Annotated in this window: 10 protein-coding genes; 6 read left to right on the forward strand and 4 right to left on the reverse strand. The window is 67.8% G+C overall.

What is annotated here, in order from left to right; genetic code table 11:
- A complete protein-coding gene (locus B9N97_RS08085; RefSeq protein WP_085085342.1) occupies positions 1-2157 on the reverse strand; it encodes a peptidase domain-containing ABC transporter in 2157 nt (718 codons plus the stop codon).
- A gap of 375 nt (positions 2158-2532) precedes the next feature.
- Between B9N97_RS08085 and B9N97_RS08090 the strand changes: the two genes are divergently transcribed.
- The 4 genes from B9N97_RS08090 to B9N97_RS08105 are packed head-to-tail and all read left to right on the forward strand — an operon-like array spanning position 2533 to position 7699.
- Positions 2533-4491, forward strand: coding sequence for an O-linked N-acetylglucosamine transferase, SPINDLY family protein (locus B9N97_RS08090; RefSeq protein ID WP_085085143.1), 1959 nt, complete (start codon positions 2533-2535; stop codon positions 4489-4491).
- A gap of 14 nt (positions 4492-4505) precedes the next feature.
- A complete protein-coding gene (locus tag B9N97_RS08095) occupies positions 4506-5501 on the forward strand; it encodes a phosphotransferase family protein (protein ID WP_085085145.1) in 996 nt (331 codons plus the stop codon).
- Entirely contained in the window at positions 5498-6562 is a 1065-nt protein-coding gene (locus B9N97_RS08100; RefSeq protein WP_085085147.1) for an NTP transferase domain-containing protein, read from the forward strand. Before B9N97_RS08095 ends, B9N97_RS08100 begins: the two co-directional genes overlap by 4 nt.
- A gap of 21 nt (positions 6563-6583) precedes the next feature.
- Positions 6584-7699, forward strand: a complete 1116-nt coding sequence (locus tag B9N97_RS08105) for a hypothetical protein (protein ID WP_085085149.1) — start codon at positions 6584-6586, stop codon at positions 7697-7699.
- Between the two features lie 188 nt (positions 7700-7887).
- On the opposite strand, the gene fcl is transcribed toward B9N97_RS08105, so the two are convergent.
- Positions 7888-8856: a GDP-L-fucose synthase gene (gene fcl / locus B9N97_RS08110; protein ID WP_280174746.1), complete on the reverse strand. Its 969-nt coding sequence runs from the start codon at positions 8854-8856 to the stop codon at positions 7888-7890.
- A gap of 173 nt (positions 8857-9029) precedes the next feature.
- On the opposite strand from fcl, the gene B9N97_RS08115 reads away from it, so the two are divergent.
- Both B9N97_RS08115 and B9N97_RS08120 read left to right on the forward strand, forming a co-directional pair.
- Positions 9030-10211, forward strand: a complete 1182-nt coding sequence (locus B9N97_RS08115) for a glycosyltransferase family 4 protein (RefSeq protein WP_085085153.1) — start codon at positions 9030-9032, stop codon at positions 10209-10211.
- A 28-nt stretch (positions 10212-10239) separates the two neighbouring features.
- On the forward strand, positions 10240-10911 hold the full coding sequence (locus tag B9N97_RS08120; RefSeq protein ID WP_085085155.1) for a formyltransferase family protein: 672 nt from the start codon (positions 10240-10242) through the stop codon (positions 10909-10911).
- On the opposite strand, the gene B9N97_RS08125 is transcribed toward B9N97_RS08120, so the two are convergent.
- Together B9N97_RS08125 and B9N97_RS08130 are read right to left on the reverse strand one after the other, a co-directional pair.
- On the reverse strand, positions 10908-12740 hold the full coding sequence (locus B9N97_RS08125) for a tetratricopeptide repeat protein (protein ID WP_085085157.1): 1833 nt from the start codon (positions 12738-12740) through the stop codon (positions 10908-10910). The two genes, B9N97_RS08120 and B9N97_RS08125, sit on opposite strands and share 4 nt — an antisense overlap.
- A gap of 158 nt (positions 12741-12898) precedes the next feature.
- Positions 12899-14230: a glycosyltransferase family 10 domain-containing protein gene (locus B9N97_RS08130; RefSeq protein ID WP_085085159.1), complete on the reverse strand. Its 1332-nt coding sequence runs from the start codon at positions 14228-14230 to the stop codon at positions 12899-12901.
- Positions 14231-14242: the final 12 nt, after the last annotated feature.

Here is a 14242-nt window from a genome sequence, read left to right on the forward strand (position 1 = left end):
CTAGATGTGCCGGTTCTGCTGGTGCCAGAGATGCTGGTAGATGTCGCAGCGCTCCAGCAGTTCGTCATGGCGGCCGCTGTCCACCACCTTGCCGCGGTCCATCACCAGGATGGTGTCGGACGGCACCAGCGACGACAGGCGGTGCGAGATGATGATCATGGTCCGGCCGCGGGCGATGTTCATCAGGTTGGCCTGGACGATCGCCTCGCTCTCGGCGTCGAGCGCCGAAGTCGCCTCGTCCATGATCAGGATCTTCGGATTGGTCAGGAGCGCGCGCGCAATGGCCAGACGCTGGCGCTGACCGCCGGACAGGTTGGACGAGCCTTCCTCCAGCATCGTGTCCAGGCCCTTGGGCAGCCGTTCCACGAATTCGTCGGCACCGGCCAGATGGATGACCTTCAGGATCTCCTCGGTCGTCGCCCCCGGCTTGGCTGCCGAGACGTTCTCGCGGATGGTGCCGGTGAACAGGAAATTGTCCTGCAGCACGACGCCGATCGAGGCGCGCAGATGGTCGAGATCGTATTCGCGCAAGTCACGGCCGTCGATGCGGATCAGGCCTTCCTGCGCCCGGTGCAGCCCCTGCAACAGCCTGGTCACCGTGGTCTTGCCCGAGCCGGAGCGGCCCATGACGCCGAGGATGGTGCCTTCGGACGCGGTGAAGGACACCCCGTCGAGCGCCGGCGGCGACGAGGGGCTGTAGCGGAAGCGGACCTCCTGGAACTCCACCGTGCCGCGCAAGGGCGTGCGCAGGCCGCGGCCGGTGCGGCCCTCTTCCGGCGCGTGGTTCATGATCGTGCCCAGCATCTGGACCGAGATCGACACCTCCTGGAACTGCTGCACCAGCTGGGCCATCTGCAGCAGCGGCTGGGTGACGCGGCCGGCCAGGATATAAAAGGCGATGAGCGCGCCCATCATCATGTCGCCGTTCAGCGCCAGATAGGTGCCCAGCCCGAGCAGGCAGGCCATCATCAGCTGGTTGAGCGGCTGGGCGATGGTCTGGCCGATGATCATGATGCGGCCGACGTCGAAACGCTGTTCGGCGGCGCGGGCGACGCGGTGGTCCCATTCCAGCTTCTGGCGGCCATCGAGCGCCAGCGACTTCACCGTGCGCATGCCATGGATGTTCTCGATCAGGAAGGACTGCTGGCGCACCTCGGCCTGATAGAGATCCTTCAGCCGGCCTTTGATCAGCGGGATCATGATGCCGATGTTGATCGCCATCAACACCGAGAAGGCCAGCACCAGGACGGTCAGCGGCACGCTGTACATGAACATGATCGGCAGGAAGATGACCAGCGACACCGTGTCCAGCAGCGTCATGAAGAGCTGACCGGTGAGGAAGTTGCGGATGCGCTCCGCCTGCTGGGCGTTCTTGACGATCTCGCCCGACGACACCCGCTCGAAATAATGCATCGGCAGGCCGACGAGCTTGTTGAAGACCTGGACGTTCATCTTCGCGTCGATCTTCTTCGTCGCGTAGAGCATCAGGTACTGGCGCAGATAGGAGAAGGCTGCTTCGAACAGGATGACGCCGACCATGCCGACCATCAGCACGCCCAGAGTGCCCAGGCTGCGGTGGACCAGCACGCGGTCGACCACCAGCTGGAAGAAGATCGGCACGGCGAGCGCGAACAGGCTCATCAGGATCGCCGCGATGCCGATGTCGCGGAAGATGCGCTTGTGGCGCAGGATCTCCACCAGGAACCACTTCAGGCCGAAAGGCTGCTCGGCGTCGGTCAGGCCGTAGTCGCGCTTGAGCAGAACGATCTCGCCGGCCCAGGCCTGGTTCAGGCGGATGCGGTCGACCGGCAGGATCAGCTCCTGGCCGGCAAGCGGGTCCTGCAGGATGGCGACGTCGGTGTCGCCCTGCTTGCCGAAGCCGACCACCACCATCGAATTGCCGTTGCGCAGGCGCAGGATGGCGGGAAAAGCGTCCTGGAGCTTGCCCAGATCGTCCCAGTCCAGCGTCGTCGCCTCGGCCTTCAGGCCGATCGACTTGGCGACGCGCAGCAGGCGCGCGGTGTCCAGCTCCTCGTTCCCGATGACGTTGCTGTGCTGAAGCCGCTCGGCCGAGACGTCAAGTCCACGCTGACGCGCGACGACGGCCAGGGAATGCAGCCCGGTGTGGGCGCAGGGGACTTCCGCAGCAAGGGTCATGGGAACCGCCGTGAAAAATGTGAAATGCGTCGCGAAAGCAAGGTCTTCATACCGTTCGGTCACCCGGTCTCGATCGACCATGCGCTCCTTGGAATCCGGGGGCGCGACGAAACGCGCTGAGTCCGCCACTTGCGGACGATGAATACCCACGCGCTTCCGTTGAGATAGCAGAAGAGGCACAACAGCAGCAAGCCATCTGTCCCACTGCCCATCCCCCGTCCATCATATGTCCCCAGCCCATGTGTCTGTTTCGGCACATCCGGGCGCGGGCCCGGCGACGGACGAGAAGCCGCTTGCGAACACTGTACGGTCATTGCTATCGACCGGCAGGACGGTTCTTTGCCGACAGAGACTTAACACCAGGCGGTCAGCCCGATGAAAAAGCCTTTACGCAAGCAGGCCAAGGCCAGGCGCCCGGCCTCTCCGGCCCTCTCCCCGCGCGGCACGGTGCCGGCGGCGGCGGCAGAGGCGGCGGACGCCGGCTTCGCCCGCGCGCTGACCCTGCACCGGGAGGGCCGGACGGCGGAGGCCGAGGCCGGCTACCGCGCCGTGCTGGCCGCCGATCCGGGCCACCCGAACGCCAACAACAACCTCGCCATCATCCTGCGCGCCCGCGGCGACTGGGAGGAGGCGCTCAGCTGCTATCGCCGGGCGCTTGCCCGCAACGCCACCGACCCCTTCGTCCACAGCAACCACGGCTGCCTGCTGCTGGACCTGGGCCGGGCGGCGGAGGCGGAGGAGGCGCTGCGCACCGCCGTCCGGCTGAAGCCGGACTATGCCGAGGCCCATTTCAACCTCGCCAACATCCTGCGCAATCGCGGCGACCGCGAGGGCGCACGCGCCGCCTACGGCGAGGCACTGCGCCTGAAGCCCGACATGGCGTCCGCGCTGTGCAACCTGGGCGACCTGCACAAGGGGGCGGTGGAACTCAGCAAGGCGGTGGACTGTTTCGTCGCCGCGCTGAAGGCGGACCCGAAATCGGCCGAGGCCTGGAACAATCTGGGCGAGACGCTGAAGGAGATGGGCCGCATCGATGAGGCGATCACCGTCTTCCAGAAGGGGCTGGAGGCGCATCCCGCCCACGCCCTGATGCACTCCAACCTGCTTCTGGCCCTGCACTACACCCCCGCCGTCCCGCCCGAGACCATCTTCAAGGCCCATGCGGTGTGGGCGCAGCGCCATGCCGACCCGCTGCTGCCGGCCGGCAAGCGCCACGCCAACCCGCGTGATCCCGCACGCCGCCTGCGCGTCGGCTATGTCTCGCCGGATTTCTGCGCCCATTCGGTGGCCTTCTTCGCCGAGCCGCTGATCCGCGAGCATGACCGCAAGCGGTTCGAGGTGGTCTGCTACCACGCGGCCGCACGCTCCGACATGGTCACCGAACGGCTGAAGGGGCTGGCCGACGGCTGGCGCTCGCTGGTCGGGGTGGACGATGCCCGCGCCGCCGCCCTGATCGAGCAGGACGGCATCGACATCCTGGTCGATCTGACCGGCCACACCGCCAACAACCGCCTGACCCTGTTCGCCCGCAAGCCCGCCCCGGTGCAGGCGACGTGGCTGGGCTATCCCGACACCACCGGCATGCGCGCCATCGATTGGCGCTTCAGCGACGCCGTCGCCGAACCGCCGGGCGAGGCCGACCGGCTGAGCGCCGAGCGCATCGTCCGGCTGCCGCACGGCTTCCACAGCTACCGCCCGCCGGTGGACGTCGCCCCGCCGGCCGAACCGCCTCTGCTCGCCAACGGCCATGTCACCTTCGGGTCCTTCAACAACACCTCCAAGGTGACGGGGGAGGTGGTGCGCGTCTGGTCGGAGATCCTGAAGCGGGTGCCGAACTCGCGCCTGATCGTCAAGAGCGCCCAGATGGGCGACGAGGAGACCCGTCGGCGCTATCTGAACACCTTCGTCCAGTTCGGCGTCGATGCCGGCCGCATCGAGCTGCTGGCCCGCATCGACGCCGCCGACGGGCATCTGCGTGCCTACGACCGCATCGACATCGGGCTCGACCCCTTCCCCTACAACGGCACCACCACCACCTGCGAGGCGCTGTGGATGGGCGTGCCGGTGGTGACGGTGACAGGCGTCAACCATGTCGCCCGCGTCGGCGCCAGCCTGCTGACCCATTGCGGGCTGAGCGAGCTGGTGGCCTCCGACGAGGCGGGCTACATCGCCACCGCGGTCGCGCTTGCCGGCGATCTCGAGCGGCTCGCCGGGTTGCGCCGGACCATGCGCGACCGGCTGAACGCCGCCCCGCTGACCGACTACAAGGGCTTCGCCCGTGGGGTCGAGGCGGCCTACCGCGCCATGTGGCAGGACTGGGTGGCCAAAGGGTGAGGAGCGGGACGGCAGTGAACCGAAAGGCTGGGGAGGGGCCAGGGGCAGTCGATGCCGATACCGCCGCCGCCGGTCTGGCACTGCCGGATGACGACGGCCGGCTGATCCTGGTGAAGGAGTTGCACGGGCATTCCGGCTGCCATCTGCTGCTGCTGCGCGAGCGCGATTGTGATGCCTACCGCGTGCGCAAGATCTCCGGCTCCGCCGGCTACGACGCCCGGCTGCGCGACCAGCGGCACAAGCAGGGCGAGATGGCGGTCTTGGGCCTGCCCTGCCCGGCGGTGCTGAAGGACGGGCTGCTGGAGGGCGGCGACTTGGCCGGGCGCTATTGCTTCGATATGGAGTATGTGCGAGGGCAGAACCTGGGGGAGGTGCTGGAGCATGGCGACAGCGCCCTGTTCGACACGGTTGCCCGCTCGCTTGCCGCCACGTTGCGCGGGCTGGCGGCGACCGCGTCCGGCTGCCTGCCGGCCAGCCTGTTCCTGGACAAGATCGCCGCCGTCGCCGCCGCCGTCCCGCCCTGCCTGGAGGGCGGGAACGACCCGGACGGGATGCTGGAGGCGATCGGCGGGACCGCCGCTCGCCTCGCCGCCCATGACTGGAGCGGCATCCCTGCCTCCCAGGGGCACGGCGACATGACGGTGGAAAACGTGCTGCGGCGTCCGGACGGCGGGCTCTGCTTTATCGACTTCCTCGACGGGCCGCTGAACTCCTGCTGGCTCGATGTCGCCAAGCTGCACCAGGACCTGCGCGGCCACTGGTTCCTACGCAACCTGCCGGACGAACAGTGGTCCGGCCCGCGCGGCCGTGGCCTCCGCATCGCCGCCGCCAAGTTGGCAGCACTGCTGCACGGCCACACCCACCCCCTCTGGCCCGATTTGCGCGAACGGCTGCCGGTGCTGACCCAGTTCCAGCTTTTCCGTATTGTGCCCTACTGCCGGTCGGACGAAGTCCTCGCCTTCGTTCTCCGGCGCATCCGAGACATCGACAAGGACGCGACCTTCCCATGAGCGGATACACCATCCTTCTCCCGGCCGCCGGACGGTCGAGCCGTTATCCCAACATGCGACCGAAATGGATGCTGTCGACGCCCGACGGCACGCTGATGCTGCGCCGGGCGCTGGACTCGCTGGAAGGCGTCGTCCGCAGCCGGGTGGTCGTCGGTATCCTGCGCGAGCATGAGGAGCGCTATGCCGCCACCGCCGGGATCCGCCGGGCGCTGGGCGAGGAGGTCGAGATCGTCGTCTTCGACGAGGTGACGCGCGGTCCGGCCGAAACCGCTTACGAGATGATCCGGCGCGCCAAGGTCGAGGGACCGGTCATCATCAAGGATTCCGACAGCTGGTTCTCGCTGCCGGCCGCGCCGGAAGGCAGCAACTTCGTCTGCATCGCCGATCTTCGGCGCAACCCCGGCGTCACCAACGTCGCCGGCAAAAGCTTCGTCTCACTGAACGAACAGGGCATCGTCGTCAACATTTGGGAGAAGTCGGTCGAGTCCAACTTCATCAGCGTCGGCGGTTATGTCTGGAACTCGGCCAGGCAATATTGCGACATCTTCGATGCGCTGATGCGCAACGACCGCAACAGCGAGATTTTCATCTCGCACTTGATCTCCCAGGCGGTTTTGGACGGTTCGGTGTTCCTGGGAGTGGAGGTGGAAGGGCTGGTTGATGCCGGCACCCTGCGGGAATGGACTGACCTGCAACGGCGCATGCGCACCTTCTTCCTCGACTTTGACGGGGTGGTGGTCAGGAACAAGGGGCAGTATTTCCCACCCTACTGGACCGATCCCGACGAGCCGATCGCCGAAAACGTGGAATCCCTGCGCCGCCTCCAGGCCGGAGGGGCTCAGTTCGTCTTCGTCACCGCCCGCCCGGAAGAGCTGCGCGCCAAGGTCGAGGCGGTGCTGCGCGACGCCGGGCTGGCTTGGCACGCGCTGGTGATGGGATGCCATCACGGCCCACGGGTGCTGGTCAACGACTTCGCCCCGTCCAACCCCTACCCGTCCGCCGAGGCGGTGAACATCCCCCGCAATGTCGGGCGCCTGTCCGATTTCATCGCCGGAGCCTGACGCCCGGACCGGAGGAGCAGGATGAGCGCACTTCACATCGCCTTCTGCGGACAAATCCGCACGCCGCAGCTGTTCGAGCTGTCGCTGCGCCAAGTCGTCGGCCTGATCGAGCGCGGTCAGGCCGCAGGCGCGACGATCGCCACCTGGCACAGTGAGGTCGAGGCCCACGCATCGCTGCTCGAGCGGTTCCGCCATCCGGGCATTCAGGTGGTCGGGCTGAACCCGCCGTCCGGCGTGACGGTGCCGCACAGCTATTTCCACCAGATGACGCTGCTGTACGGCGCCCTGCGTGTCCTGCCCGCCAACGCGCTGGTTCTGAAGACCCGGCCGGACATCCTGTTCGATCTGGACGCCCTGCCGGCTCTCGCCCAACGCCTGATGGATGCGCCGCCGCCGTCGCGCGATCCCTTCGTCTTCGAACGCCGGGTCTGGGTGCCGCAGTTCGAAGCGACCTCCCCCTTCTACGTGAACGACCTGCTGTTCCTGGCGACCCGCCACGACGCCATGCAGCTGTGCAACTTCGACATGTCGTTCGAACTGAACAACTTCTTCCTGGACCGGCCGGACCAGCGCCTGCCCGGCATCCCATCCTCCGCTGAAATCCGGCGCTATTGTTACCCGTTTTCCCGCCATTTCCCCCTGCTGGAGGAATATGGCGACGTCCTGCACATGACCTATGGCGGACAGCCCAACCGCGTCGGCGTGATCCGCTACAATATATCCAGTCCCTTATACTGGCAGTATGTGGCACTCTACCTCTGGATTCTGCAAAATTATTTCCTGATTGGGCGTCCATATTACAGCGGCAGGGTCACGCTGGTCCGTGAAGAGAGCCTGTCCGGCCAAAATTTTTCTATTTCCGGGGTCGATCACTATATCGACATGGTCGACCCTACGGTCTTCCTCGACAATTACAGGCGCCGATGCGACGGGTTCGGACTGCTCTACTGCGGCAGCCAGGAGTGGATCGACGCCATCTTCTCCGGGGCGATGGCTGATCCGTCGGCTCGTACCCTGATCCTGGATAAGGTCGAGGCGGCGCGGGCGTTCAGCCCCTCTCCGCAACGGCGGGAGCTGTTCCGCAGCTACCGCGCCGGCCTGATCGCCGTAACCGGGTTGGAGGCGGCGCTGGGCTGATGGAAGGGCTCGGTTATGCCACCTGCCTGCTGAACCATGCCGGGTCGCTGCCCAAGCCGATCCAGGCCGGGACGCAATCCACGCCGGCCACGTCCCCAACCTGCCGTTCAGCACGCCGGACGCCGTCGCCGCTGGCTGGCCGAAGGAGCAGGTGTAAATTCTGATGCCCTGAGCGAAGGCCTTGGCGGTTAGAGCCCCCGCAGGGCGCCGCGGTCGACGTTTTCCAGGAACCAGCGGTAGGTGGTGGCGAAGCCGTCGCGCAAGGCGGTGGGGGCGGTCCAGCCCATCTCCGTCATCCGGCTGACGTCCATCAGCTTGCGCGGGCTGCCGTCCGGCTTGGAGGTGTCGTAGCGGAATTCGCCGTCATAGCCGACGACGTCGCGGATCAACTCGGCCAGTTCGCGGATCGACACCTCGATGCCGGTGCCGACATTGACGTGCGGCTCGTCCGAATACTGCCGGGCCAGGAAGACCAGACCGTCGGCCAGATCGTCGGCGAACAGGAATTCGCGCTTGGGTGCGCCCGTCCCCCACAGCTCGACGACGGGCTGGCCTTCGACCTTGGCGCGGTGGATCTTGGCCAGCAGCGCCGCGGCGACATGGCCCCCCTGCAGGTCGAAATTGTCGTTCAGGCCGTAGAGGTTGGTCGGCATCGCCGAGATGAAGTCGCAGCCATACTGGCGCCGGTAGGCCTGGCACATCTTGATGCCGGCGATCTTGGCGATGGCGTACCACTCGTTGGTCGGCTCCAGCGGGCCGGTCAGCAGGGAATCCTCGCGCATCGGCTGCTCGGCCAGCCGGGGATAGATGCAGGACGATCCTAAGAAGACCAGCTTCTTCGCGCCGGTCCGGTAGGCGCCGTGGATGATGTTGGTCTCGATCGCCAGATTGTCGTAGAGGAACTCGGCCGGCCGGGTGGAATTGGCGAGGATGCCGCCGACGGTGGCGGCGGCGACGAAGACCAGATCCGGCTTGGCCTCGGCCATCCAGTCCTCGACCTCCGCCTGGCGGCGCAAATCGACGCGGTCGCGGCCGACGGTGATCAGGTCGCACGGTTCACGCTCCAGCCGGCGGACGATGGCCGCCCCCGCCATGCCGCGATGCCCGGCCACCCAGACCCGTTTGCCCTCCAGGGAGAAAAGCGATTCCGTCCGCACCCTTGCGCCCCATGCCGCTATGAAAAGCCGTGTGGTGTCGTAGCATCGGGCGGACAGGGAATCCAGTCCGCTCCGCCCGACTTGACAAGCGCCGGCCCGGCGCGGGATCGTCCGCCCGCTTGGGCGGCCGGACCTGCACCCGGAAACTTGCGCCCGGAACTGGGGTTTCCATCATGATTCCGAACTTGGCTTTCACCTGGCAGCTCACGGAGGTCCACGGCTGGGGGCTGGTGGGTGTCCACACCGCCCTCTACCTCGCCGACCAGGGCCGGCCGCCGCTGCTGCTCGAAAAGCCGCTGATGGGCACCCTGCGCCCGGAGAACCGCGCCAAGCTGCAGTCGCTGGAGGCCCCTTATCAGCAGGTCACCGCCATGGCCGACAACGCCAAAGGGCACATGCTGCTGGTGAAGGAGTTCGACGTCCTGCACGCGCTGGGCAACGGCTTCACCGCCGGCGCCCCGTCGGGGCGCTTCCGCGGCCGGCGCAACATCGGCGTCATCGCCTATGAGGACACCCGCTTCACGCCCGAGGTGATGGCCCGCGCCCGCCAGTACGACCGCATCGTCGTGCATTCGACCTACAACAAGCAGCTTCTGGAGATCTGGGGCTTCGACAATGTCGGCCTCGCCTTCCAGGGCATCGATCCGACCGAGATGGTGGAGGCCGCCCCGAGCGGCCAATTCGGCGACCGCTTCGTCATCTTCTCCGGCGGCAAGCTGGAATTCCGCAAGGGGCAGGACATCGTGCTGGCCGCCTTCCGGTACTTCCGTCAGCGCCACCCGGACGCCCTGCTGGTCACCGCCTGGCAGAATGCCTGGCCGGAGGTCGGCATGACCATGGCGGAATCGCCGCTGGCGGCGAAGCCGCCGCGGGTCCTGCCCAACAACATGATCGACGTGAAGAGCTGGGCGATGGAGAACGGCGCCGACGAGGAGGGCTTCGTCGACCTGGGATTCCTTGGCCGCCACCAGATCGCCAGCGTGCTGGCCGACTGCCATGCCGCCGTCTTCCCCAACCGCTGCGAGGGGGCGACCAACCTCGTCGCCATGGAGGCGATGGCCTGCGGCGTTCCGGTGGTGCTGTCCAACAACACCGGCCACCGCGACCTGCTGAAGAGCCCGATCCAGGGCGGCGACCTGTGCCTGACGCTGGACCGGCAGGTTCCGGTCGCCGACCGCGACGGCAGCCGCTTCGGCTGGGGCGAATCCTCGGTCGACGAGCTGGTCGAGGCGCTGGAGCGGCTCTACGCCGACCGTGCCGCCGCCAAGGCCCGCGCGGCCCGCGCCAAGGCCTTCATCCGCAGCGAACGCACCTGGCGCGCCTTCGCCGAGGCGTTCGTCGACGCCACGCAGTGAGGCCGGGGGAGACGGAGGAAGTCCGGGCATGCCCGCCACCCTGATCCTGCTGTGCCAGCCGGAGGATGCGCGCCATCTCGCCGCCATCCTCGCCGGCGCCAACCGCGACCTGACCGTCGTCACGGCGGCCGACCGTCCCCAGCTGGAAGCCGCAATGGCGGGCTGCGGGCGGGTCGACCGCCTCGTCGCCTTCCGCACCAACTGCGTGGTGCCGGCGGAGCTGCTGCGGCGGGTGTCCGGCCCCTCCTACAACTTCCATCCCGCTCCGCCCGCCTATCCCGGCCGCCACCCCTTCGCCTTCGCGCTCTATGACGGGGCGACGCGGTACGGGGTCACCGCCCACGAGATGGTCGAGCGGGTGGATGCCGGCCCGATCGTCGGTGCGTTCGGCTTCGCTTTGCCCGCCGATCCCGACCCGGTCTGGCTGATCGACCAGACCCATACGGCGCTGGTCCAGCTGTTCGTGATGCTGGCGCCGCAGCTGGCGGCGACCGACCGGCCGCTGCCCCGCGCGGAGCTTGCCTGGGACCAGAGCCGCCGCTGCACGGCCAAGGCGCTGGACGCGCTGCGCACCCTGCCGCCGGACATCGGCGCGGAAGAGCTGGACCGCCGCATCCGGGCATTGCGCAGCGTCAGGCACGAAGGCATCCGCCCCTGCCTGACCCTGCACGGTCGCCGTTTCGTTCTGGACGAGGATTAGCCCCCCACCCCATCCAGCGCGTCGAGCAGGCGGCCCGCGGCGGCATCCCAGGTGAAGCTGTCCATCAGGTGGCGGGCGGCGTCGCGGCGCTCGCCCTCGGGATCGCGGATGACGCGGGAGAGGATGTCGGCTGCGGCGTCCTCGTCCGGGTGCCACCAGTCCAGCCCGTGGAAGGGCGGATAATAGTCGCTGCTGTAGGGCATCAGCGCCGGGCCGGTGGCGCAGGGAATCAGATGGGCGATACGGTCGTCCAGATAGGCGGTATAGGCGCTGTGCCGGGGGGCGATCAGGCCGGCGCCGAGGCAGCCCGCCCGGGTGATCGGCAGATCCCAGCCCTCGCCATGCGACAGGCTGAGATAGTGGGTCGCCACGGCATAGAGGCCGGCGATCCCCGCCTCGTCATAGCGCTCGGTCAGCAGGACGATGGGCGCCGCCTCCTCCAGCTGCCGGCCGACGGCGCGCATCCCCTGCTCGACCAGCCGGCGCATTTCGCCGGCCAGCGACGCCCCGCCCTTCCCCACCTTCAAGATCAGGACCGCGTCATCGTCGGCGCGGGTGGCGCGCAGCCAGACCCGCAGCAGTCCGCCCAGGTTCTTGCGCGCGACGAAGTCGGAGATGTTGAGAACCCGTACCCGGTAGTCCATCACTTCCCGCCCGCGGGGACCGATGATGGGCAGCGGCTGTGCCGCCGCATCGGCGGGATTGGGGGCGATGCCGGGCGGACAGACGCGGATGCGGTCTTCCGGATGGCCGGCGGCGATCCAGGCCAGCCGCGAGGAGTCGGTCGGCACGACGACCAGATCGTGACCGCGGCTGCAGGCGGCCCAGGAGGGGGGGATGCGCGGCCCCTCGAACATGGTGTAGTTGACCGTCGGCAAACCGGGAACCGGTTCGACCAGCGGCGGGGTCAGCACGGTGAGCGCCAGCCGCGCCCGCACCGGGGTACCGAGCCGCCGGGCCGCCGCCTGCAGGATCGGATCGGCAAAGGCAGGGCGCCAGCTTTCCTCGCCCTTCAGCCCGGCCAGCCGCAGCGTCGTTCCCCGTTCCATCAGGCTGCGCACGAAATGCTGGGCGAAGTCGCCGTAGCCCGACAGCACGGAGAAGGGCGCCCGCACCAGAAGCCCTTCGGGGGCATGCGGCCGGCGGGCCTCCTCGGCAAGCCGCCGGTAGAGCCGGGCACGGGCCAGCGTGGCGGCGGCCTCCCCCTCGGCCATGGTTCCCCCGGCCGTGGTTTCGCCATTCGCCGACAGGACCTCTTCCGCCAGCTCCGGCCGGCCGAGAGACAGCCAGGCGGAGGCCAGATGGTTGCGGGCATCGCCATGGTCGGGCTGCTGCGCCAGGGCTTCGGTCAGCACCTCGACCGCATCGGCGTGGGCGCCGCTCGACAGAAGCGCCACCGCCAGCAAAACCTTCTGGTCGGGGTTCCCGGGAAGAAGCCGGGTGGCGATGCGCAGGTGGCGCACGGCCCCGTCATAGTCGCCAAGGCTGTGCAGCAGACCGCCCAACCGGTTCTGCACCTCCGCGTCGTCGGGCGTCAGCATGCAGAGGGCGCGGAACTGGGCGGCGGCCTCCCGCCGGGCACCGCGTTCCTGCATCACCACGGCCAGATTGATGCGGGCCTGCGCGAACAGCGGGTCATGCGCCAGCAGTTGCCTCAGCCGCTGCTCCGCCTCCTCCAGCCGGCCGGCCTGGAACAGGATGACGCCTGCCAGGTTCAGGGCGTTGCAATCGGCGGGATCGGTGCGCAGCGCCTGCTCCGCCAGGGTCAGCGCCTCCCCGCCATGTCCGGCCTTGTACAGTTCGATGGCACGGGCGGTGTCTTGTTCCATGGCGTGGCCTTGACCGGAAATGGTGGGGAGAGGCGCTGGGACAAAGGAAATGGGGCAAAGAAAACGGCGCCTTGCCGGTCCTTCGGCGGTTTCGGCGGGATAGCACAGGCAGATTTGGCCGGTCAATCGGCCCCGGGGCCGGCGTTGGGGCCGGCCCCTCAGCGGCCTTTCTGGAAGGAGATTTCCGGATGCAGGGTCACCTGCCGCCAGCCGTCGCCCGCGGCATCGGCACAGATTTCGGCCAGACGGTTGAACATGTTGTGGCCGTTCAGGACGGCGGCGCGCTGCCGTGCCAGCAGGGCCGAGACGTCGGTGTCCCTGTGCATTTCCATGAAATCCATGATGCGCCGGTATGACGCTTCCGGATCACGGATGTCGATCCCGCAGAAGGTCGATGGGTCGAACGCTTCTCTGATCTTCGTGCATCCATGATAGATGGGAATGGACCAGCCGAGATAAGCATCGGAAAGCTTTTCCGTCCAGTAATGGTCGCTTTGATAATTCTCTATGCACAGATGGAATTTGTACGGAGCGATGGCGGACCATTTGTTGGCGACCTCGCAGTAGCCCCGTCCGTACAGATGCAGCGTGTCCCCCATCAGGGCCTTCAACCGCCGCAGGAAGTCCGCGCGGGCGAGATGCCCCTGGGTGAGCGCCTTGTCGGACACGATGGCGGAAACGGCGAAGGCCTTGTCCATCCCCGTCACACCGGACAGCAGATCGTAATCGATGGGTCCCGATCCCGGCCAGGCCTCCGGGCCGAACAGCCCGATGTGCCAGGGCAGCGGAACCTGGGACAGCAGGACGCGGGGATGGACCAGATCCTCGTGCGCGGTGACGACCAGATCGAACTGGTCGAGATAGCCACGGCTGTAGCGGGACAGGGACGGCGGCTCTCCGGTCGCCAGGACGAGCTTTCCCGGCCGGCAGGTCACCGTCCTGGGACGATCCAGATCCTCGTAGACCACCACCCAGTCCGACTGCCCGCCCTCCCGGTTGGCGACGAACTGGTGGTTCCCCCAGCGTCCGGTGCCGCCGGGGGTCTGCCGCAGCCAGGGCTGGTCCCACCACTTGTACAGCAGATTGACGGTGATCGGTTCGGACGGCGCCCTCTTCGGCTCCGCCCGGACGCGCAGGGGCGCGTTCAGGATGCGCTGCCGGCTCTCGATCTCGGCCAGTTCGACCCGTGCCTCCTCGTCGCCGGGCAGAAGACGGGCAATCTCGCCGTAGCAGCCCTTCGCCTCGTCCAGCCGGTTGAGGCGTTTCGACAGCGCCGCGACGAAACGCAGCAGCACCGGCTGGCCGGGAAGCAGGACCATCGCCCGGCGCGCAAGGCGAAGCGCCTGCCCGTCCCGCCGGGCGCCTTCCAGCCCCTGGGCCAGGATGAACCACTGGTTGGCATCCGCCGGATCGACGGACAGGCGGTGGACGCACTGTCTCAGCAGGGTCTCGAACTGGCCGGGGGCGGTGAACTGAAGGCGCTGACGCATCGATCGGCCTGA

It is taken from the genome of Azospirillum oryzae (assembly GCF_900177515.1).
Taxonomy (GTDB): domain Bacteria; phylum Pseudomonadota; class Alphaproteobacteria; order Azospirillales; family Azospirillaceae; genus Azospirillum; species Azospirillum oryzae_A.